Source organism: Gordonia sp. J1A (assembly GCF_055393515.1).
Window position 1 is genome coordinate 2026082 of the sequence record NZ_AP041607.1, and the last position, 20076, is coordinate 2046157.

Genomic DNA, 20076 nt, shown 5'->3' on the forward strand with positions numbered 1-20076 from the left:
CGGATCACGGCGATCGGCGGAGTTAACGGTACCGTTTAGTTGTGTTTTCGCGCTTGCTAGCCGGCTCTGCCGTGCCCGCCGACGAGCGGTCCGTCCTGCCCACCATCCGGGGTGTGCCCTGGTGGGGCGCCGTTCTGATCGCCGTCGGAGCCACGACTCTCGGCGCCGTCATCAGCGCCGATACGTCATCGTCACTGGGCCGGGCGTTCAAGGTGTGCTACCTGCTCGGGTGCGTTCTGGCCGCACTGTGCGTGCGACAACGAGCACTGTTCACCGCGGCGGCACAACCGCCGCTGGTCGCGTTCGTGGTCGGCATCGTCACCCTCTACACCCTGAGTTCCGACAGCGCGCAGGGCATGCGGGACATCGTCCTGAAGGTGATCCTGCCGATCGCGACGAGCTTTCCATGGATCCTGCTGGCCTTCGTCCTGACCCTGGCCGTTGTGGTGGCGCGATTGCTCCTGGCTCGCCCCCAGGGCCTGGCCGTGTTCGGCAAGTTCACCGGGAAGTCGCGTCCGACCACCGCCGAGTCCGGTCGGCGGGCCGCCCCCGCGAAGAAGACCGCACCCCGCTCCGGGTCCTCGGGCAAGACCGGCTCCCCCAAGCGCGCCGCCACTCCGGCGGCGGCCGGCGCTCAGGCCAAGGCATCCGCAACGCGGCGAACCGGTGCGGCAGGCACCTCTGCGACGAAACGCACGGCCACGAGAGACGCGGCGGCCGGCACACAGCCCAAGGACGCAGCGACGCGCGAGACCAGGAGCAGAACTGCCGCGACCAAGCGGGTGCCCGCCGCGGCGGCGGCCCCGAAGGGCTCTGCGAACGCGAAGGACGCGGCCACCAAGCGTGCAGCCACTTCCCCCGCAGCCCCCCGAACCCCTGCTGCGTCGAATGCCGCACCGGCCAAGCCCGCGCCCCAGCGCGCTGCCGGCGCCCGGCCCGCCGCCAAGCCCTCCTCCGATCCCGCCGCCGCTCAGCGACGGCCGGCAGCGGCGCAGAGCCCCGCTCCGTCCCCGACTCGCCCGGCGCCCCGGCCCCGACCGGCTCCGGCCGCCTCGCCGGCAGCCGCCGACGCACCCCGTCGCCGCGCCGCGCCGCAGACCATCCCGCCGCGCGATCCCAAGGGCCGTCCGCGTCGCACCGCGGGCCAGCTGCGGGACAAGAGCCAGATCGAGGACCTGACGGCCGGCGCCGACGAGCGCTGAGTCGATCCCGACCGCGAGCCGGCCGGGCGTCGAAGACCTCAGATCTCGCCGAACCGACTTCCGTCGAGCCAGTCGCCGAGGTCGCGTGCCGCGGCCGCGATGGCCTGCGGCCAGTCGAACGCCGAGTCGTCGGCATTGTCGGTGACGACCTTGACCACGCGGAGAGGCAGTCCGTACTCGGCGCAGACGTGAGCGATCGCCGCGCCCTCCATGTCGACGAGATCGGCCCGCAACGCGAGCCGGTCCCGGTGCAGCGGATCGTTCACGAATGTGTCCCCGGTAGCCAGCACGCTGCCGTCGCCGCCCGCCACGTCCCATTCGTCAACCGTGTGATAGCCCATTGCGGCGAGATCCGCGGCACTGATGTCGTGCTCGATGACTCGCGAAGGTGTGAAGAGTCCGGTGCGCCCGTCGCGCAGCGCCCCCGCGGTGCCGATGTTGATCACCCGGCGGTAGTCACCGACAGCCAGCCGGTGCGTCACCTTGCTGGCCGCGCGAACCTTCCCGATACCGGTGATGAGCAGATCGGCCCCCGGCGGCACATGCGCGGCCTCGGCGCGGGTGGCCGAGACCACCAGCACCCCGTCCGGCGCGCTCACTCAGCGCGCCGCGACGCCGCGGTTCCGGTCCGGTCCGCGGCACCTGCCGCGGAGGCGAGGTCGCTGAGGCGCGCCAAGTAGTCGAATCGGTTGTTCGCGATGCGCATCACCACCTCGTAGGGAAGCGCGAACTTCCGCGCCCACCAGTAGCCGAACCGGATGTCGAACGAGGTGTAGACCATGAACTTGTTGCGGGTGACTCCGCGGAGGATCGCCGATGCCGCCTTCTCAGGCGTGACCGCGATCTTGTGGAAACCCGCGATCTCGCGCTGGATGGCGGTGTTGCCGCGATCGAGACCGACGATGTCGACGGTCTCGACCAAGGGAGTCGCCACACCGCCCGGGCACACCAGCGAGACGCCGATGTTGTGGCGCCGGAGATCGAATCGCAGTACCTCCGACACGCCCCGGATACCGAACTTGCTGGCGCTGTAGGCGGCGTGCCACGGCAGTGCCAGCAGCCCGGCGGCCGACGACACGTTCACCAGGTGACCGCCGGTGCCGCGGCGGACCATCTGAGGCACGAACGACTCGATGATGTGGATGGGGCCCATCAGATTGACGTCCACCATCTTCTTCCAATGGCGGTGTTCCAAGCGCTCGACCGTCCCCCACGCCGACACGCCCGCCACGTTCATGACGACGTCCATCACGCCGACCTCCGCGTCGACGCCCCGCGCGAACGCTGCCACCCACTCGTAGTCGGAGACGTCGCCTGCACGGTGGTAGAGCACGGTGCCCCGTCGATCGAGAATCTCTGCGACCACCGCGTCGAGAGCGTCGGCCTGAATGTCGGTGAGCACCAGCTGCGCCCCGGCGTCGGCGGCCGCCAGCGCGGTGGCGCGGCCGATGCCGCTGGCGGCGCCGGTGATCAGCACTTTGCGATCATGAAGCGAGGGCACGGGAGTCGGCACCACGAACAGCTCCCGGACGGTCTGCAGGCTGGGAAGTTTCAGCGATGTCATGAGACCCATGACACAACCTTAGTCCACTCGTCAGATCGGGAGCTTGCCGCCGAACACCGCGTAGACCACCGCGAGGATCGCTTTGAGCACGTTGGCCGAGACGTCCTGGCCGTCGGTCATCAGAATGCGCTGCGCCTCCTGCGGGCTCTTGGCCTTGGCGAGCTTGTCGATCAGCGGACCGATCGCCTCCACGCCGCTCAGCCCCGACAGGTCGGTGCCTTCGGACGGGCTCTCGGCTGCCGGTGCACTCGGCTGGGCACCGGGGTCCGGAGCCGGTGCGGTCGGGTTGGCCGCGGCCGCGTGCCCGTCGAGGTAGGCCGAGATGCCCTCGGTGATCGCGACCGCGTACTTGGTGGCACCCTGCGGGGACGACAGGACGGCCGCCTCGGCCGGATCGGACAGATTGCCCATCTCGATGAAGGCCGCCGGCACGCGCGTGAGATTGACCGCGGCGATGTCCGGCCGCGTCACGATTCCGTCGACAGCGCCCAGGTAGTTGGCCGGGGCGAAGCCGGCCTTCTTCATAGCGTCACGCAGGGTGTTCGACGCCTTCCGGCCCTCGCCCGACTGCACCGTGTCGACGGTCTTGTCCGGGATCGGCAGCGTCGGCACGATCATGTGGAAGCCGGTCTTGCTGGAATCGGCACCGGTGCTCGTCGAGTCCGCGTGGATGCTCACTGCCAGCGCGGCGCCCGACCGGCTCGCGGCCTCCGCCCGCTCGTCGACGCAACCGCCCCAGCCGGTGTCGTCGTTGCGACTCATCACCACGCGGGCACCCTTGCTCTCGAGTGCGGCCTTCACCAGCTGGGAGACGTCCCAGTTGATCGTGTGCTCGGCTTTGCCGGTGACCGCGGTGGCTCCCGTGGTCTGGCAGTCCTTCTTGCCGCCGCGCCCGTCCGGCACCTGCTTCGCCAGATCGTGGCCCGCCGCCGATCCCTGGTGTCCCGGGTCGAGGAACACCGTCTTGCCCGCCAGTTCACCACTCTTGGGCGACGCGGTCTTGGGCGCCGCTTCGGTGGGCGCGACCGTCAGCAGTCCTCCGACGAGGACAGACGACGCGAGGACGGACGACGCGATCAGCGCACGCCGCCGGAAACGTACAGCATTCATGGGCGGGTTGGGTGTGCGGGCCCGGGGCGCACACACCACTCTCCTTCCGAGGATCCAAACACCATCTGTCACACAGACAACTTTGGTAACAGTGAACCAGTGCTTGAGGCTAGACGGCAAACGCAGGCTCGGATCTCACCGGGAATCGTTAGGTTGCTGTGACCAGATGACGCGTCAGATGGAGGATTCCGTTCACATCGTCGGGATCGGCGGGCGCGACGAGACCGTCGAGTGCTTCGCGGGTGGCCGCCGCATCGAGCCCCGCCCCGATGACGACGAGTGACGTACCCGGCGTCCGTCCGCGCCACGAGCCGGCGTCGACTCGGACGAAGCCTCCGACAGCCTGAACCGTGTAGGCGGTGTCGCGGTGTCCGTCGAGATCGACCAGCACCGTTCCCTTGATCCGGTAAGCGCCGGCGGGCGGGCGTTCGAGGAACTGCGCGAGGCGCCGAGGATCCACCGGCGCGGACGTCTCGAGCGCCGCTGACTCGAAACCGGCGTGCAGATGATCGTGACCGTGGTCGTGGCCGTCGGGGTGGTCGTGGTCGTCGGGGTGGTCGTGGTCGTCGGCGAGGAGCAGTTCATCGAAGCTCAACTGACGAGGACCGTCGTCTCGGGCGATCTCCGCAGCGGGCTCGAAGAAGAGTTCCGGGTCCACCGCCGCATCCGCCACCGGCAGGATCGGAGCGGTGGAGTTGATCCTTCGAAGCCGCGCGATCAGCGATTGCACGGCGTCCTGGCCGGCGAGCAGATCGATCTTATTGCAGACCACCAGATCAGCGATCGCGAGATGCTCACCGAGTTGCGGGTGTTCGGCGATCGTGTCGTCGTAGTGAGCGGCGTCGACGACGTAGACGAGGCCGCCGTACGCCACGGTGGAGCTTCGCGCCGACAGCACCATCCGGATCAATGCCTTGGGTTCGGCGATTCCGCTGGCCTCGATCAAGACCGCGTCGATGCCGTTGCCCGGGGCGGTCAGGCCGGCGAGTGTCTCGGCGAAATCCGACGCATCGGTAGTGCAGCACATACATCCGTTCTCAAGGCTGAGCGTGCCGCCCGACTGTCCGGAGACCAGAAGAGCGTCGATGTTGATGGACCCGAAGTCGTTGACGAGAACTCCGATCCGCCGGCCACCCGCGTGCCGGAGAACATGGTTGAGGAGCGTGGTCTTGCCCGCGCCGAGGAATCCCGCGAGCACCACGACCGGTGCGGCGGATGCGGTCACGTCGTCTGCTCACCGCGGCAGTCGGCGCAGAGTACTGCCAGATCGCGACCGTCGCCGTCCGGCAGATTGGCGACATCGCTCGTCGGAGTGCCGCAGCGAAGGCACTTCCCTATCACCGCCGCTTCCGGACTGAAGTCGATTCTCATGCGTTTGTCGAAAACGTAGAGTGAGCCCTCCCACAGACCGCTGTCGCCGTACTGTTCTCCGTAGCGGACAATTCCCCCGTCGAGCTGATACACCTCGTCGAATCCACGAGCTTTCATCAATGCGCTGAGCACCTCGCAGCGGACACCGCCGGTGCAATATGTGACGACCGGCCGGCCTTTGAGATGATCGAGCGCACCGCTTTCCAGAAGCGGAAGGAAATCCCGCGTGGTGGTGACGTCGGGGACCACCGCATCCCGGAATCGGCCGATCTGCGCCTCGATCTTGTTACGGCCGTCCAGGAAGACCACTTCGTCACCGCGCCGGTCGACGAGCTCGTGCAACTGTTCCGGCGCCAGACGCACACCGGTGCCGACCACACCGTGATCGTCCAGACGCAGTTCTTCGGCGGCGCCGAAGGTCACTATCTCCGGGCGCACCTTCACGCTCAGCCGCGGGAAATCGTCGCCTGTTCCGTCCGACCATTTGATGTCGGCGTCTTTGAATGCGGGATAGCTCCGGGTGGCACGGACATAACGTTTGACGTCGCGGATGTCACCTCCCACTGTTGCGTTGATGCCGTGAGATGACACGATGATCCTGCCGCGCAGTCCGGAGGCCTCGCAGACGCTCTGTTGCCAGAGTCGGATCGCCTCCGGGTCCGGCAGCGGAGCGAAGACGTAGAACAACACGATCTTGGGAGTCGCCACAGTGCAAGGGTACGGACCTCGAACACGCCTGCCCCTCGTCGCCCTGGTATGCCTCGGCGTCTCGGTCCTGACGTCGTGTTCGCTGCTGAGCACGGACGCATCACCCAGCAAGATCATGATCCCGGGCACGAATGCGCCGAGCACCGAATCGCCGGCGCCTTCGCTCTCGCCGACATCCGCGTCCCGCACGGTCGGCATCCGCCGAACGGAGGCTCCGTGGAGCTATGAACGCGTCATCAAGGCGGCGCCTCGAGCCAGCAATTCCGGATTCCAGGTCGGCGCCACCTCGGCCGACGGCCGGACGTCCGATGTCTCCGGTTTTCATTTCTCGACGCCGGACCGCGGCGTGAGATGCTCCACCGGCAACAACGGCGCCGATGCTCTGGTGTGCGTCGGCGAGCACGTCCGAGGTGCCAAACGCGCCGCCGACGCCACCGCCGAGTGCGATTGGCAGGCCGATTACGTGGTGCTCGACGCCAACGGACCGAAAGCAGGCGCGTGCGCTAACAGTTATCCGGTGTTGTTCCGGTCACGCATCCTCGGCTCCGGTCGTGCGATCAATGTCGACCGTTTCGCCTGTCTCACCGATTCCGACGACCTCTACTGCGTAGAGTCCAGTTCCGGCACCGGCTTCGCGATTACCGCTAATGGATACAGTGCGATTAGGGCGGATGAACGCGCCCCCGCATCACTGCTCGGATTGGATTCCGACGCCGATAGCCCGACGGTCGATAATCGCAATTCCTCACCAGTGGTCCCGACCCGTTGAATACGTGTACGCTGAGCGCAGATAAACGCCGCGGCGCACTCGGGTGAGGACATGCGCGGCGGGCTCGAATCAACCGGAGGACCACAGATGGCCAAGAAGACCGTGATCCAGATCGTCGACGATATCGACGGCGCAGAACTCGACGAGTACGAAACCGTCCACTGGAGTCTGGACGGTAAGAACTACGAGTTCGACACCTCCCCCGAGCATGCCGAAGAGTTCCGCAACCACGTCGCCACGTACATCGCCGCATCTCGTGTCACCGGCGGTCGCGCCGCCGCTCGCCGCGCCGCGCCGACCGCCGCACGTGGCCGCACCAACACCCGCGTGATCCGCCAGTGGGCGTCCGACAACGGTTACACGGTCAGTGATCGCGGCCGCATTCCGGCAGACATCATCGCGGCGTACGAAGCAGCGAACTGACACTCGCCGACGCGTCGGCCACAGCGCCCCGGACCAGGTCTCACTGACCGGTCCGGGGCGTTTTGCGATCGGCGTCCGATCCGTCCGTTACACCGCGGCCGAGTTTTCTCACCCCGTGGTTTTAATTGCGGAATCAGCAGCGCGCCGGATTACCCTGTCCAATCATGACTCTGCTTTCCGCAGCCCGCCGGCGCTGGCTGCCGCTGCTGGCCGTCGCTCTGCTGGTGGCGCTGCTGGCATCCTGCTCCAGTTCGGCGTCCAGCGACGATTCCGGACTCTGCTCACCTCCCGGCGTGGAGAGCGCCTCCGCCGCACCGACGAATCTCGCCAGCGCCGCTGCGGCCCCCGACCGGTTCACCACCGAGTCGACTCGGCCGCTCGACGAGATCGACACCTCCAGGCTCGGCCTCATCGAGCCCGGAACCCTGGTGGTCGGCACGCTGTCGGATGCGCCGCCCAGTATCTGTGTGAATTCGCAGCAGCAGTACACGGGCATGGACAACGAGATGCTCAAGGCGATCGCCGCCAAGCTCGGTCTCAAAGTGGAATTCATCGGCACGGAGTTCTCCGGCCTGCTCGCCCAGGTCGCCGGGCACCGGTACGACGTGGGATCGTCGTCGATCACCACCACTGACGAACGTCGCCAGACCGTCGACTTCACCAATGGTTACGACTTCGGCTACTTCGCTCTGGCCGGCCCGGCGAACGGCCGGGTGCAGAGCTTCGGCGATCTCAACCCGAGCACCCGGATCGGCGTCGTTCAGGGCACGGTTCAGGACGACTACGTCACGAACACCCTCAAGCTGAGCGCGGTGAAGTTCCCGGACTATGCGACCGCATACGCAAACCTGAAATCCGGTCAGATCGACGCATGGGTGGCCCCGAGCCAGCAGGCCGAGGGCACCGTTCAGGCCGCCGACGGAATGAAGATCCTGGAGAACACCTTCAGCATCAACAACTTCACCGCGTGGGCCGTCGCCAAGGGCAATCAACCGCTCGTCGACGCGCTGAACAGCGGGCTCGACGCGATCATCGCGGACGGCACCTGGGCTCGCCTGTACAGCGATTGGGCGCCGCGACCGCTTCCGGACGGCTGGAAGCCGGGCTCCAAGGCCGCGCCGAAGCCGGTGCTGCCCGACTTCGAAGCGATCGCGAAGGCGAATGAGGGCAAGCCGAAAACCGACGCCGCCGACGCCGCGCCGAAGAGCACGTGGCAGCAACTGCGCGAGACCTTCTTCAGCGGTGAACAGTTCACCAAGGCACTGCCCGAACTGATCAAGACCGGTCTGCCGAACACCCTGCAGATCGCGATCACGTCGGGAATCCTGGGCACCGTCGGCGGCATGCTCCTGGCGATGGCCGGGATGTCGCGCAGCCGGTGGCTGCGTTGGCCGGCCCGCGTCTACACCGATATCTTCCGCGGCCTGCCCGCCGTCGTCGTCATTCTGATGGTCGGCCTGGGATTCGGGCCGGTGGTGAAGAACCTGACCGGCGGCAATCCCTTCTGGCTCGGCTCGGTGGCCCTCGCCCTGCTCGCCGCCGCCTATATCGGCGAGATCTTCCGATCCGGCATCCAGAGCGTGGAATCGGGTCAGATGGAGGCCGCGCGGGCGCTCGGCTTCTCCTACCGCCGATCCATGCGACTGGTAGTGATCCCCCAGGGCGTCCGACGCGTCCTTCCGGCTCTGGTCAACCAGTTCATCGTGCTCATCAAGGACTCGTCGCTGATCTACTTCCTGGGTCTGACGCTGATGCAGCGGGAACTGTTCGCCGTGGGCAAGGACTTCAACGCCAACAGCGGCAATCTCACCCCGCTGCTGGCCGCAGGCCTGCTGTATCTCGTGATGACGGTGCCGCTGACCCACCTCGTCAACTACATCGACAACCGTCTGCGCACTGGAAAGGCGTGAGCATCGTGGCGAACTCGCATCCCCTCGTCGATCGCGGTGCCGCGGTCTCCCTCACCGGGCAGGACCTGCACCTGAGCTTCGGCGACAACCACGTCCTGCGCGGCGTGGACATCCATGTGGAGGCCGGTACCACCACCACGGTCATCGGTCCGTCCGGATCGGGCAAGTCCACGCTCCTGCGCGTTCTCAACCGGCTCCACGAGCCGCAACAGGGCGACATCTTGATCGACGGCCGCAGCGTCCTGAAGGACGACCCGGATCAACTGCGCCGCCGGATCGGCATGGTGTTCCAGCAGTTCAATCTGTTCCCGCACCGCACCGTGGCGCAGAATGTGGAACTCGGTCCGCGCAAACTGCTCGGCCTCGGCAAGGACGAGGCGCGGGCGCTCGCCATCGCCCAACTCGAGTCGGTGGGATTGGCGCACAAGGCCGACGCGCGGCCCTCGACCCTCTCGGGCGGACAGCAGCAGCGCGTGGCCATCGCCCGTGCGCTGGCCATGCATCCGCAGATCATGTTCTTCGACGAGGCCACCAGCGCCTTGGACCCGGAGCTGGTCAAGGGTGTGCTCGCGTTGATGACCGATCTGTCCGAACAGGGCATGACGATGATCGTGGTGACGCACGAGATGGGCTATGCCCGCGACGTCTCCGACCACGTCGTGTTCATGGACGAGGGAATGGTGGTGGAGACCGGGGCACCGGAACAGATCTTCACCGATGCGCGCAGCGACCGCCTGAAGACGTTCCTGTCGCAGATCCTCTGACGCGGGCGCTGCCTCAGCGACCGACCAGCGCTGCGAACTCCGCAGAGGTGTAGAACGGGCTCAACCGGCGGCGCAGAGCCGCCTCGACGAACCCGTCGGCGTCGATCCGTGCGATGACGGGCGGACCGAACCGCATCGCCTCCTCCACCAGGTCGTCGCGCCCCACGCCCAACTCGTCGAGCAGATCCGACAGCGAGGTGGTGCCGTACGTGTCGAAGACCTCGTCGACGCCCTCGTCGAGAATCGCTCGGAAGAACGGCGTCTCGCGGAACGTGCGCCAGAACTCGAAGACCAGCACCACTGCGTCTTCGACATCCGAACTGCTCAGCACGTCGCGCACATCACCGACGCTCTGATCGGCGCCGGCCAGCCATACCTCGCGAGCGGCGTCGAGCACGAGATGATCGGCTTCGGCGCGGTTGGCTGCGAGCACCGTGCGGGCGCAGCGCCTCGCGATTCGCTCGACCATCGAATCGACGACGGCCGCCACCGGGCCGGGCATCCGGGAGGAGTCGACCGCCCGTTGGATCGCCTCCACGCACGCATCCTCGGTCGCCGGACTGTCGAGGACGCGCTTGAGCATCCGCCGCGACAGACCCAACTCGGCGACGCCGGCCGCCAGTTCCTCGTAACGGCGCCTCTCGAGGACGTCACCGAGCCGGGTGTCGTCGCCAGTCGAGTAATCGTAGATCCGTGAGGCGACGGTGCCGACGAGACCGGGGATGGCGCCGTCGACCGGGAATGCGATCGCGTACTTGCGTGCGACGGCCTTGACCAGATCGCGGGAGACGGCCTCTTCGAGCGGCAACTGGTCTGCGGCGTCGAGGAACGCCGTGATCTCCTCCTCCACCAGCGCCGCGAACGCCACGGAGTCGGTGAGCCGGCGGCGCTCGTAATCGACGTGAGCGTCGAGAAGTCTCGCGGCGAGGTCTGCGGCGTCCGATGACATGCCACTCATGCTACGAAACCTCGTCCGGGCTCGGCGGATCGTGCACGACGTGGGTCTCGCGCGCCGCGCGCCCGGCACTCGGCACTCCGAACCTCCCGGTCCGTCGCCGCACCGCGACGGTCGCAGCCGTGACGACGAGCATCGCCGCGACGGAGATCCACACGGCCGAGGTCGGCCCGGTCAGATTATGGGTGGCCGCTCCGATCATTCCGCCGACGGCGAGCGCGAACCACAGGGACAGGTTCCGGAGCCACAGCATGCGGGGACCGCCGGTGAACGCCTCGACGAGTTGTTGTCCGGCCTTCACGAGCGTCCCCGTCATGTAGGTCAGGCCGATGCTCACCTCACCCTTCCTCAGGAAGGTGGAGTTCATCGCACCCATCGCCGCGGGCAGTCCGATCGCGAAGGCGGACGACGGAGCCACGAACACGCAGGCCAGGGCGCTCGTCGCCAGCAGAACGGTGGTGGTGAGGAGAACGGTGGTCCGGCCGTCCCAGAACCGCGCGGCGATCGCACCGATCACGGCACCGCAGAAGAACATGGCGAGGATCGATGCCACGGTGCCCGCACCGCCGAGGCGACCGGTGCCGAGTTGCGTGGCGAGTTCGGTGGTGTTGCCGCTCATGAACGACACGAACGATCCCTTGAGTTCCAAGAAGCCGACCGCGTCGAGGTAACCGGCGATTCCGGAGAGCGTCACCGCGAGCGCGATCTCCCGCCGATGCGCGGACCTCACCGTCCGGCCAGCATCTGTCGGAGCACAGTGACCACGCCTGCGTCGACGTTGCTGGGAGCCCGGAACCGCGCACGTTCGAGCACGTCGGGGTGCGAATTGGCCATCGCGAACGACCACCGTGCGGCGTCGAGCATCTCGAGATCGTTCAGGTAGTCGCCGAAGACGACCGTGTGCTCGGGGCCCACACCGAGAAGAGCCTGCAGTTCCCGGACACCGGTGGCCTTGTGCGTCCCCGGTGCGGTGATGTCGATCCAGTGGCTCCCCGACACCGCGAGCTTGTGGTCGCCGACCAGTGGAGCGAACAGTTCCGCGGCGCTCGACTCGGCGTCGGCGAAGTCGTAGATCGCGAGCTTGACCACATCGCCGTCGATCTGGGACTGATCGACCACATGCTCCAGCCGGACGCAGTACCGGCGAGCGTGAACGACGAACTCGGCGTCGTCGGACTCGATGAAGGCTCCGTCGGTCCGGTGCACGAGCAGTCGGAGGTCACGCCCGTGCCGATCGGCCTCGCGGACGGTGTCGATGACCGTGGCGACCAGCGCGGGATCGATGGTCGACGACGTCAACAGCCTGCCGTCGTGCATCACCATGCTGCCGTTCTCGGCGACGTACGAGAGCGTGCCGCGGTGCGGGGCGAAGATCTCCTCGAGGGTGTAGTACTGCCGACCGCTCGCCGGGACGAACGCGATACCGCGCGCGGTCAACTCGTCGAGGATAGGCCAGAAGGCGTCGGGAACCCGGCCGGCGTCGTCGAGCAGCGTTCCGTCCATGTCGGCGACGACCATCCGGATGTCCGCTGACCGAAGCCCATCAAGCATGTCTCGATGGTAATGCCGACGGCACCGCCCTCAGGCACCAGCGGCCCGACGCGGGGCGCCGACCGGCGATCAGCTGCCGGTCAGAAGAAGTCGCCGCCCCCGAAATCACCGAAGTCCCCGCCGTCGAAACCACCGAAGCCGTCGCCGAAGTCGCCGCCGCCGTCCCCGTAATCGCCGCCACTGTCCCCGCCGCTGTCCCCGCTGTCGCCGCCGCCGTCGGAGTAGTCGCCGCCGGCCATATCGGCGTCGGCGACCCCGTGCGGGACACCCGCCATTCCGGAGAACAAGGAGCTGAACAGCAGCGCCGATCCCACGCCCCACGCACCGCCGATGAGCGCCGGACGCCACCACGGCTCGGAGTACCAGCCCGCGGGCACCGGGCGTCCCGCCACGCGACCGCCCGGATAGTAGTTGGGCGTCTGGCTGGACGGCTGCGGCGACGCCTCGACGGTGCGGCCGTCGAACTCCACCGACCGCTCCTCGGTCACCGATCCGGCCGCGCGCTGACCCTCGAGTTCGGGGATCGGGGGACCCGGATCGAGTTTCAGCGCGGTGCGGGCCGCTCGGATGTAGTACAGGCCTTCCACAGCGGTCTGTTTGGCGAGTCCGGCCTGAGCGGGACTGGACGCCTGCTCGATCTGCGAGCCGGCCGCGGTGAACCGCTCGCCCGCGTCGGCGAGTGCCTGCTTGGCAGCCGGGTCGTCGCCCGGGTCGAGCGAGTACACCTGGCCGCCGAGTCGTTCGATCGCCTGCCGCGCATCGGCCTTGGCGTCGTCGAGAGAGACTCGTCCGGATTGGGCGGTGACGGTGCGGTTGCGCATCATCGAAAACACTCCGACGGCGATCAGCGCGATGACGAGGATGAAGAGGATCTCTAACACCCTCTCCAGCGTACGGATCGTGCGGGCGGGCGGCGACGATGCGAGTCAGCGGAGCCCGTCGAGTTTGACCGGATTCCGCACCGCGTACACCGCCGTCACCTTCTCTCCCGTCACTTCGACCGAGACCACGCTGTCGAGATCCCCGTCGATCGTCACCACCAACGACGGCATGCCGTTCACGACCGTCATCCGCATCCCCACCTCACCCAGGGTCGGTGCCTTGGCGAAGAGTCCGGCCGCCATCCGCGCCACCCGGGCCGCACCCTCGATCGGCCGGCGCGCCGCCGCCACGACGCCGCCACCGTCGCCCATGTACACCACACCGGGAGAGAGCGTGTCCATGAGTTCCTGGAGATCGCCGGTGGCGGCCGCGGTCAGAAACCGCTCGGCGACCGCCCGCGCATCCTCGGGGTCGGCGACCGCGGCGGGGCGTCGGGCACGGACGTGGTTTCGTGCGCGATGCGCTATCTGCCGGACCGCGGGCTGTGACTTTCCGATCGCGTCGGCGATCTCGGCGTACCCGAAGTCGAAGACCTCGCGCAACACGAAGACCGCGCGCTCGTCGGGAGTGAGCGACTCGAGGACGAGGAGCATCGCGGTCGTGACGGCTTCCCCGGACAGGACGTGGTCGAGTCCGGAGTCCTCGGCAGTCGACTCGAGCGGTTCCGGCAGCCACGGACCGACGTATGTCTCGCGTCGTCGCGACGACGCCCGCGCGGCGTTCAGCGCCTGTCGGGTCACGATCCGCGCCAGGTACGCGCGCGGGTTCTCGACCTCCGACCGGTCGCCTTCCTGCCAGCGCAGCCAGCTCTCGGACAGTACGTCCTCCGCGTCGGCGACGGACCCGAGGATCTCGTAAGCGATCGAGAACAGCAGGGGACGGTGCTGGGTGAACTCCGCGACTCCGGGTGGCTCGGCGGCGCTCATGCCGCGCCCGGCTTCCACGAGTACCGTCCGGCGCGGACGGTGTGCACGGTGCTGCGGCACACCTGCTCCTTGATCGCCGCGGCCGTGCGCCCGCGTAGCCAGAGGCTCGCCGGACTGTCGTCGCGGTGCACCCTCTGGACCACGCCGTCGGAGCGGCCCAGCGACACGCACTGCGCCACGAACGCGACGGAATAGGGCTTGTGCGACCGGCCCGTGAAGTCGGCTGCGATCAGATCCGCGGCGTACGCCCCCTGCGGAATCGCCGCCTGGCAACTCATGCGCGATCCCGGAACCGCCGCTCCGTCGCCGACCGCGATCACCCGCGGATCGCTCACACTGCGCAGATGATCGTCCACCATCACACGGCCGGCGTCGTTCACCTCCAGCCCGCTCTGGAGAGCCAGTTCGCCCACCCGGCTCGCGTTGGCCCACACCGTCAGCGCCGCGTCCCGTCCGCCCGACCACCGCTGTCGGACCACCTCGACGCCGTGCCCGGCGAGCACCTCGGCGACCTGCGCTCGGGCCTTCGCGCCCAGCGATCGGGCGATCGGCGCATCGCTGAAGAGCCGGATCCGCACGTCGCGGCGCCGAGCTGCGATCTCCGTCGCGGTCTCCACCCCCGTCAACCCACCTCCGACGACGTCCACCGAGGCTCCGTCCGGCAGGGAGCGGAGTCGTTCGGCGGCTACGGCAGCCGACTCGGGCGCGCCGACGTCCACGGCTCCCTCCGGAGCGCTCGGTGCACCGCCGACCGCATAGACGAGACGGTCGAACTCCAGCGCGCCGCCGTCACTCAGGGCCACCGAACCGTCCGCGATCTTCGTCACCGCCGCGATCCGAGTCGTCACCGAATCGTCGAGCATCTCGGCCAACGGGCGGGCCGCGGTCCCGCTGCCCGCGACCACCTGGTGCAGTCGGATGCGTTCCACGAACTCCGGGCGCGGATTGACGACGACGATCTCAGCGCCGCGCGCCCGTCGCGCCAACCGGTTCGCGGCCATCGTCCCCGCGTACCCCGCTCCCACGATCACGATCTTCATGACGACCTCCCAGGTGTTGTTCTCGATCAGACACCCATGGGACACCGCGGGGCCGCCACCCGTGACACGCTCCGCCAGTGATCGTGGAGATCGGCGTCTCCGGTCACCGCCGCACCGCGGATTCGTCGCCGCTCCAGCGCAGACGCAGTTTACGCTTGAGCACCTTTCCGGTGGCTGTGCGCGGCAGCACGTCGACGAAGTGCACCGCCCGCGGGCTCTTGAAGTGGGCGATCCGCTCGCGGGTCCAGGCGATCAGCTCCGCTTCGGAAACCTCCGACCCCGGTTTGGCGGCGACCACCGCGGTCACCGACTCGCCCCATTTCTCGTCGGGCAGGCCGATCACCGCGACCTCCGCGACGGCCGGATGCCGGTACATCGTCTGCTCCACCTCCGAGGCGTAGACGTTCTCTCCGCCGGTGACGATCATGTCCTTCTTCCGGTCGACGATCCGGTAGTACCCCGCCTCGTCGCAGGTGGCGAGATCGCCGGTGTGGAACCAGCCGTCCTGCAGCGCCTCGGCCGTGGCCTCGGGCTTGTTCCAATAGCCGACGAAGACGTTGGGACCGCGAACCAGAAGCTCGCCGATCACGCCCGGCGGCACCTCGTCTCCCTCACCGTCGGCCACCTTCATCTCCACATGGAGCACCGGCTTGCCGACCGATCCCGCGTACGCGACGGCCTCGTCGACCTCCAGAACGCAGACGTTCGGAGAGGTCTCGGTGAGCCCGAAACCCTCGCAGAGCCGAACGCCGTGCCGCGTGAGACTCTCGATCAGCACCACCGGGCACGGCGCACCACCGGAGATGCCGAACCGCAGTGAGCTCAGATCCGCGGTCTCGACAGCCGGCGAGGCATCGATCGCGGCCCACATCGCGGGCACCGCGAACGCCACGCTGACCCGATGCTTCGCGACCGCGTCGAGCCACGCGTCGGGAGTGAAGGTCTCCAGCACCACGGTGGTTCCCCCGATGTAGAGCAACGGCAGTGTGATGACACCCAGCGCACCGATGTGGAACAGGGGCGCCGAGGCGATGTTGACATCGCGCGGTCCGACGCCGTCGCCGGCGGTGAGGTTGTTGATGCCGTTCCAGTGGTGATTGGCGTGGGTGAGCATCGCTCCCTTCGGAAAGCCGGTGGTCCCCGAGGTGTACATGAGCATCGACAGGTCGTCGGCGGCGACGTCGACCGGCACCCGCTCGTCGCTGCCCTCGGCGATGAGTGCCTCGTACTCCGAGGGCTCGCCGGCGGCACGCTGCTCGCCCGACGGGATCTCGACGATGCCGGACACCTCGGTTCCCTCGGCCGCGGCACGGGCCAGAGCCGCAGTCTGGGGTGAGACGAACAGGAGGCGGGCACCGGAGTCGTTGAGGATGTACTGCACTTCGGGGGCCTGCAGGCGCCAGTTGATCGGTACGGCCACCGCACCGAGTTTGGCGACGGCGAGGACCACCTCGAGCATGTGGGTGCTGTTGAGAGTGAGGAGGGCGACCCGGTCTCCTCGGCCGATGCCGCGCGAGCGCAAGGCGTCGGCCAGAGCGTTGGTCCGGAGATCCAGTTGTTCGAAGGTGTACTCGGCGCCGGTCGTCGCGTCGATCAGTGCGACGCGGTGTGGATGCCGCACCCGGTGCAGGGTGGGCCAGTTGCCGATGCCGTTGTCCATGTGACGATCCCATCGATTCGCGCGGCGCCGCCGCGGTGGTGCGTGATGTGGATCACCGTAACCTCACGAAGAAAAAGTCACAAGCGCTTGTTTTTGTGCCGTCGGTGCGGGTCGCCCGAGTCACGCGCCGGCCGGGCCCGTGAGCAACTCGATGCGTCGTTCGCCCTCCACATCCGCGAGCAGTGCCGATCCCGCCGGGCGCAGGTCGACGGCCGCGCCGTAGACGATCGGCCAGCCGAGATAGCGACAGATGAACGACCGGGAGAAGTGCCCGTGCGAAACAACCACCACGTCACGGCGGACCAGTTCGGCCTCGACGTACCGCACTACCCGATCGACGCGCTGCGTCATCTCCTGGACCGACTCACCTCCGGGCGCTCCATGCGTCCAGATCGACCAGTCCGGCTCGTATTCCGCGCGGATCTGCGACCGCGTGATCCCCTCATAGTCGCCGTAATCCCATTCCGCGAAGTCCTCGCCGACCTCGTCGGGCGCCAACTCGGCCAGTTCCGCCGTGCGCCGGGCACGTCGGCGCGGCGAGGAGACGACGTACGGATCCTCCAACCCGAGACGCTGAGCGATGCCCGCCAGCGCGCTCGCCTGCACCTCTCCCGTCTGCGTCAATCCGATATCGGTGCGCCCGGTGTGCCTGCCCGTCCGTGACCACTCGGTCTCCCCGTGGCGGATCAACAGGATGCGGGGGTGACGGGTGCAGGTGTTCACCGCTCGTACCGTACCGATCGCGTCGGCCGGACGCGTCCCGAGCTACTCGAACCGCTCCAGGGTCTGCGGGTCGTACAGCCGGAAGCCGAGCGAGCGCATCACGTCGATCACCACGTTGATGTCGTGCGGTTCGACGCCGTAGCCGGTGAAGACCACGAGTTGATCGTCCATGAAGACGTCGAAGGCCGGTCCGTCCGCGGCGGTCCCTCCCGGCGGGTAGAGCATGTTCTGATTGCGAGACCAACGGTCGAGGTCTCCGATGGCGCTCTCGACGGCCGCGGCGTCGACGGGGCGGACGCCCGCGACCCTCTCACCGCTGTTCAACCTGTTGTAGGTCTCGCCGCAGTCCGCGGAATCGCCTCCCGACCAGAACGCCAACGTGTAGCTCATGCTCCCGATTGTCCACGACTCCCCCGCCGTGGACAGTGGTATTCGACGGGCGCTCCGAGCCCGGGCGGGCGCGTAGCCTGAGGCCATGCTCTTCGCTTTCTCGATCGCTCCCGGAACCAGTGACGACCCCGACGGATCGGTCAGCGCGGCCGTCGCGGAGGCGGTCCGGGTGGTACGCGCCTCCGGCCTTCCCAACGAGACGACCTCGATGTTCACCACCGTCGAAGGAGACTGGGACGAGTGCATGGCCGTCATCAAAGCGGCCTGCGAGGCCGTGGCCGCGCACAGTCCGCGCGTGAGTCTGGTGCTGAAAGCGGACATGCGCGAAGGATTCTCCGGTCAGCTCACCGAGAAGGTGGAGAGGATCGAGCAGCGTCTGCGCGCGGAGCCCTGAGCCACTGCTGAGATCATGCGTGTCGCGGGCCGTCGAGGGAAGATCGCCCTCGGGCGAGGCTCTCTCGACTGATCTCCGCAGCACGTCCGTCAGAGTTCGCGGACGCGACCGTCCTGGACGTCCCAACGGCGGTCGACGTGGACGTTCTCCAGCATCCGGCGGTCGTGGGTCACGACCAGCAGCGCGCCGTCGTAGCTGTCGAGCGCTGATTCGAGTTGCTCGATCGCGGCCAGATCGAGGTGGTTGGTCGGCTCGTCGAGCACCAGCACGTTGACGCCGCGGACCTGCAGCAACGCGAGCGCCGCCCGGGTGCGCTCGCCGGGCGAGAGGTCGGCGGTCGGACGCCCCACGTGATCGGCGCGCAGTCCGAACTTCGCCAGCAGCGTCCGCACCTCCTCGGTCGTGGACTCCGGGACCAGTTCCTCGAAGCGGTCCGCGAGCAGCTCCGGTCCGGAGAACTGCGCACGCGCTTGGTCGACCTCACCGATGGCGACATTCGCGCCCAAGGCGGCGGTGCCGGAGTCCGGCTCGATGCGCCCCAGGATCAACCCCAGCAGCGTCGATTTCCCCGCACCGTTGGGACCGGTGATGCCGATGCGCTCACCGGCGTTCACCTGCAGTGACACCGGCCCCAAGACGAACTCGCCCTGCCGGACGACGGCGTCGTTGAGAGTGGACACCACCGAACTCGACCGCGGCGCCGCTCCGATGGAGTACTCGAGAACCCACTCCTTGCGCGGCTCGACGACCTCTTCGAGGCGCGCGATCCGGCTCTCCATCTGCCGTACCTTCTGCGCCTGCTTCTCACTCGAATCAGTGGCCGCCTTGCGACGCACCTTGTCGTTGTCGGGATTCTTGCGCATCGCGTTCCGCACGCCCTGGCTCGACCACTCCCGCTGCGTCCGAGCCCGTGCCACGAGGTCGGCCTTCTTCTCGGCGTATTCCTCGTAGGCCTCGCGTCGGTGCCGGCGCGCCACTTCCCGCTCCTCCAGGTAGCTCTCGTATCCACCGCCGAAGACGGTGTTCGTGTGCTGTGCCAGGTCGAGTTCCAGGACGCGGGTCACACTCCTCGACAGGAACTCCCGGTCGTGGCTCACAAGGACCACGCCGCCGCGCATGCCAGCGACGACCTCTTCCAGCCGGGCCAGTCCGTCGAGGTCGAGATCGTTGGTGGGCTCGTCGAGAAGGACGATGTCGAAGCGGGAGCACAGCAACGCCGCCAAGCCCACGCGCGCGGCCTGACCTCCGGAGAGACCGGTCATCAGCGCCGACTCGGGTGCGCCGGCGGTCGTGTCGAATCCCAGCTCGGCGAGCACCGCGGGCAGGCGTTCGTCGAGATCCGCGGCTCCGGTCGCGAGCCAATGATCCAGCGACGCGGAGTAAGCCTCGTCCCCGGTCCCGTCGGCCAGCGCCGCCGCGGCCGCGTCCATCGCGGCCGTCGCCGCCGCGCAACCGGTCCGTCGGGCCACGTATTGGCCCACCGTCTCGCCCGGCGCCCGCTCATGCTCCTGAGGCAACCAGCCCACGAAGGCGTCCGACGGCGCCCGCACCACCGTTCCCTCCAGCGGTGCGAGATCACCGGCGAGGATGCGGAGCAGCGTCGTCTTCCCGGCACCGTTGGCGCCGACCACCCCGACCACATCGCCGGGCGCCACCGTGAGGTCGAGATGATCGAACAGCACCCGATGGGCGTACCCACCGGAGACGTCCTTGGCGACGAGCGTTGCGGTCATC

Annotated in this window: 21 protein-coding genes; 6 read left to right on the top strand and 15 right to left on the bottom strand. The window is 68.0% G+C overall.

Going from position 1 to position 20076, the window contains the following annotated elements:
* Positions 1-71 precede the first annotated feature (71 nt).
* Positions 72-1202, top strand: coding sequence for a DUF6542 domain-containing protein (locus ACZ5QD_RS09495; RefSeq protein ID WP_464366700.1), 1131 nt, complete (start codon positions 72-74; stop codon positions 1200-1202).
* A 38-nt stretch (positions 1203-1240) separates the two neighbouring features.
* Here ACZ5QD_RS09495 and ACZ5QD_RS09500 read toward each other — a convergent pair whose 3' ends face one another.
* From ACZ5QD_RS09500 to trhO, 5 genes are all read right to left on the bottom strand, one after another.
* Complete coding sequence (locus ACZ5QD_RS09500; protein ID WP_045538314.1) at positions 1241-1801, bottom strand: nucleosidase; 561 nt, start codon at positions 1799-1801, stop codon at positions 1241-1243.
* Entirely contained in the window at positions 1798-2775 is a 978-nt protein-coding gene (locus ACZ5QD_RS09505) for an SDR family oxidoreductase (RefSeq protein ID WP_045538316.1), read from the bottom strand. The genes ACZ5QD_RS09500 and ACZ5QD_RS09505 overlap by 4 nt, the downstream gene beginning before the upstream one ends.
* A gap of 21 nt (positions 2776-2796) precedes the next feature.
* A complete protein-coding gene (locus ACZ5QD_RS09510) occupies positions 2797-3876 on the bottom strand; it encodes an N-acetylmuramoyl-L-alanine amidase (protein WP_045538318.1) in 1080 nt (359 codons plus the stop codon).
* 148 nt (positions 3877-4024) lie between these two features.
* Positions 4025-5101, bottom strand: a complete 1077-nt coding sequence (locus ACZ5QD_RS09515; protein WP_464366701.1) for a CobW family GTP-binding protein — start codon at positions 5099-5101, stop codon at positions 4025-4027.
* Positions 5098-5955 carry an oxygen-dependent tRNA uridine(34) hydroxylase TrhO gene (gene trhO, locus ACZ5QD_RS09520; protein WP_045538322.1) on the bottom strand — a complete coding sequence of 286 codons (858 nt, stop codon included), beginning with the start codon at positions 5953-5955 and terminating at the stop codon, positions 5098-5100. The genes ACZ5QD_RS09515 and trhO overlap by 4 nt, the downstream gene beginning before the upstream one ends.
* 115 nt (positions 5956-6070) lie before the next feature.
* Between trhO and ACZ5QD_RS09525 the strand changes: the two genes are divergently transcribed.
* The 4 genes from ACZ5QD_RS09525 (at position 6071) to ACZ5QD_RS09540 (ending at position 9821) form a co-directional block, all read left to right on the top strand.
* Complete coding sequence (locus tag ACZ5QD_RS09525; RefSeq protein ID WP_156150465.1) at positions 6071-6724, top strand: hypothetical protein; 654 nt, start codon at positions 6071-6073, stop codon at positions 6722-6724.
* 87 nt (positions 6725-6811) lie between these two features.
* Positions 6812-7147 carry a histone-like nucleoid-structuring protein Lsr2 gene (locus ACZ5QD_RS09530; protein WP_006898253.1) on the top strand — a complete coding sequence of 112 codons (336 nt, stop codon included), beginning with the start codon at positions 6812-6814 and terminating at the stop codon, positions 7145-7147.
* A gap of 164 nt (positions 7148-7311) precedes the next feature.
* A complete protein-coding gene (locus ACZ5QD_RS09535; RefSeq protein WP_464366702.1) occupies positions 7312-9057 on the top strand; it encodes an ABC transporter substrate-binding protein/permease in 1746 nt (581 codons plus the stop codon).
* Between the two features lie 5 nt (positions 9058-9062).
* A complete protein-coding gene (locus tag ACZ5QD_RS09540; RefSeq protein ID WP_346076151.1) occupies positions 9063-9821 on the top strand; it encodes an amino acid ABC transporter ATP-binding protein in 759 nt (252 codons plus the stop codon).
* A gap of 13 nt (positions 9822-9834) precedes the next feature.
* On the opposite strand, the gene ACZ5QD_RS09545 is transcribed toward ACZ5QD_RS09540, so the two are convergent.
* From ACZ5QD_RS09545 to ACZ5QD_RS09585, 9 genes are all read right to left on the bottom strand, one after another.
* On the bottom strand, positions 9835-10770 hold the full coding sequence (locus ACZ5QD_RS09545; protein ID WP_062367808.1) for a hypothetical protein: 936 nt from the start codon (positions 10768-10770) through the stop codon (positions 9835-9837).
* Positions 10771-10780: 10 nt separating this feature from the next.
* Positions 10781-11506: a YoaK family protein gene (locus tag ACZ5QD_RS09550; protein ID WP_464366703.1), complete on the bottom strand. Its 726-nt coding sequence runs from the start codon at positions 11504-11506 to the stop codon at positions 10781-10783.
* Positions 11503-12327 carry a Cof-type HAD-IIB family hydrolase gene (locus ACZ5QD_RS09555; RefSeq protein WP_062367789.1) on the bottom strand — a complete coding sequence of 275 codons (825 nt, stop codon included), beginning with the start codon at positions 12325-12327 and terminating at the stop codon, positions 11503-11505. The genes ACZ5QD_RS09550 and ACZ5QD_RS09555 overlap by 4 nt, the downstream gene beginning before the upstream one ends.
* Positions 12328-12407: 80 nt before the next feature.
* Positions 12408-13151: a DUF1542 domain-containing protein gene (locus ACZ5QD_RS09560; RefSeq protein WP_464367264.1), complete on the bottom strand. Its 744-nt coding sequence runs from the start codon at positions 13149-13151 to the stop codon at positions 12408-12410.
* A 102-nt stretch (positions 13152-13253) separates the two neighbouring features.
* Positions 13254-14135: an RNA polymerase sigma-70 factor gene (locus ACZ5QD_RS09565; protein WP_062367809.1), complete on the bottom strand. Its 882-nt coding sequence runs from the start codon at positions 14133-14135 to the stop codon at positions 13254-13256.
* Positions 14132-15175 (bottom strand): NAD(P)/FAD-dependent oxidoreductase, encoded by a 1044-nt coding sequence (locus ACZ5QD_RS09570; protein WP_464366704.1) that lies wholly within the window; start codon positions 15173-15175, stop codon positions 14132-14134. The genes ACZ5QD_RS09565 and ACZ5QD_RS09570 overlap by 4 nt, the downstream gene beginning before the upstream one ends.
* 103 nt (positions 15176-15278) lie before the next feature.
* A complete protein-coding gene (locus tag ACZ5QD_RS09575; RefSeq protein ID WP_464366705.1) occupies positions 15279-16835 on the bottom strand; it encodes an acyl-CoA synthetase in 1557 nt (518 codons plus the stop codon).
* A 120-nt stretch (positions 16836-16955) separates the two neighbouring features.
* A complete protein-coding gene (locus ACZ5QD_RS09580) occupies positions 16956-17558 on the bottom strand; it encodes a histidine phosphatase family protein (protein WP_062367793.1) in 603 nt (200 codons plus the stop codon).
* A gap of 42 nt (positions 17559-17600) precedes the next feature.
* Positions 17601-17948, bottom strand: coding sequence for a hypothetical protein (locus tag ACZ5QD_RS09585; protein ID WP_006898264.1), 348 nt, complete (start codon positions 17946-17948; stop codon positions 17601-17603).
* An 85-nt stretch (positions 17949-18033) separates the two neighbouring features.
* On the opposite strand from ACZ5QD_RS09585, the gene ACZ5QD_RS09590 reads away from it, so the two are divergent.
* Complete coding sequence (locus ACZ5QD_RS09590) at positions 18034-18342, top strand: thiamine-binding protein (protein ID WP_006898265.1); 309 nt, start codon at positions 18034-18036, stop codon at positions 18340-18342.
* An 89-nt stretch (positions 18343-18431) separates the two neighbouring features.
* Here the strand turns inward: ACZ5QD_RS09590 and ACZ5QD_RS09595 are convergent, their stop codons facing one another.
* Positions 18432-20075: an ABC-F family ATP-binding cassette domain-containing protein gene (locus ACZ5QD_RS09595; protein WP_045538328.1), complete on the bottom strand. Its 1644-nt coding sequence runs from the start codon at positions 20073-20075 to the stop codon at positions 18432-18434.
* Between the last annotated feature and the right edge of the window lies 1 nt (position 20076).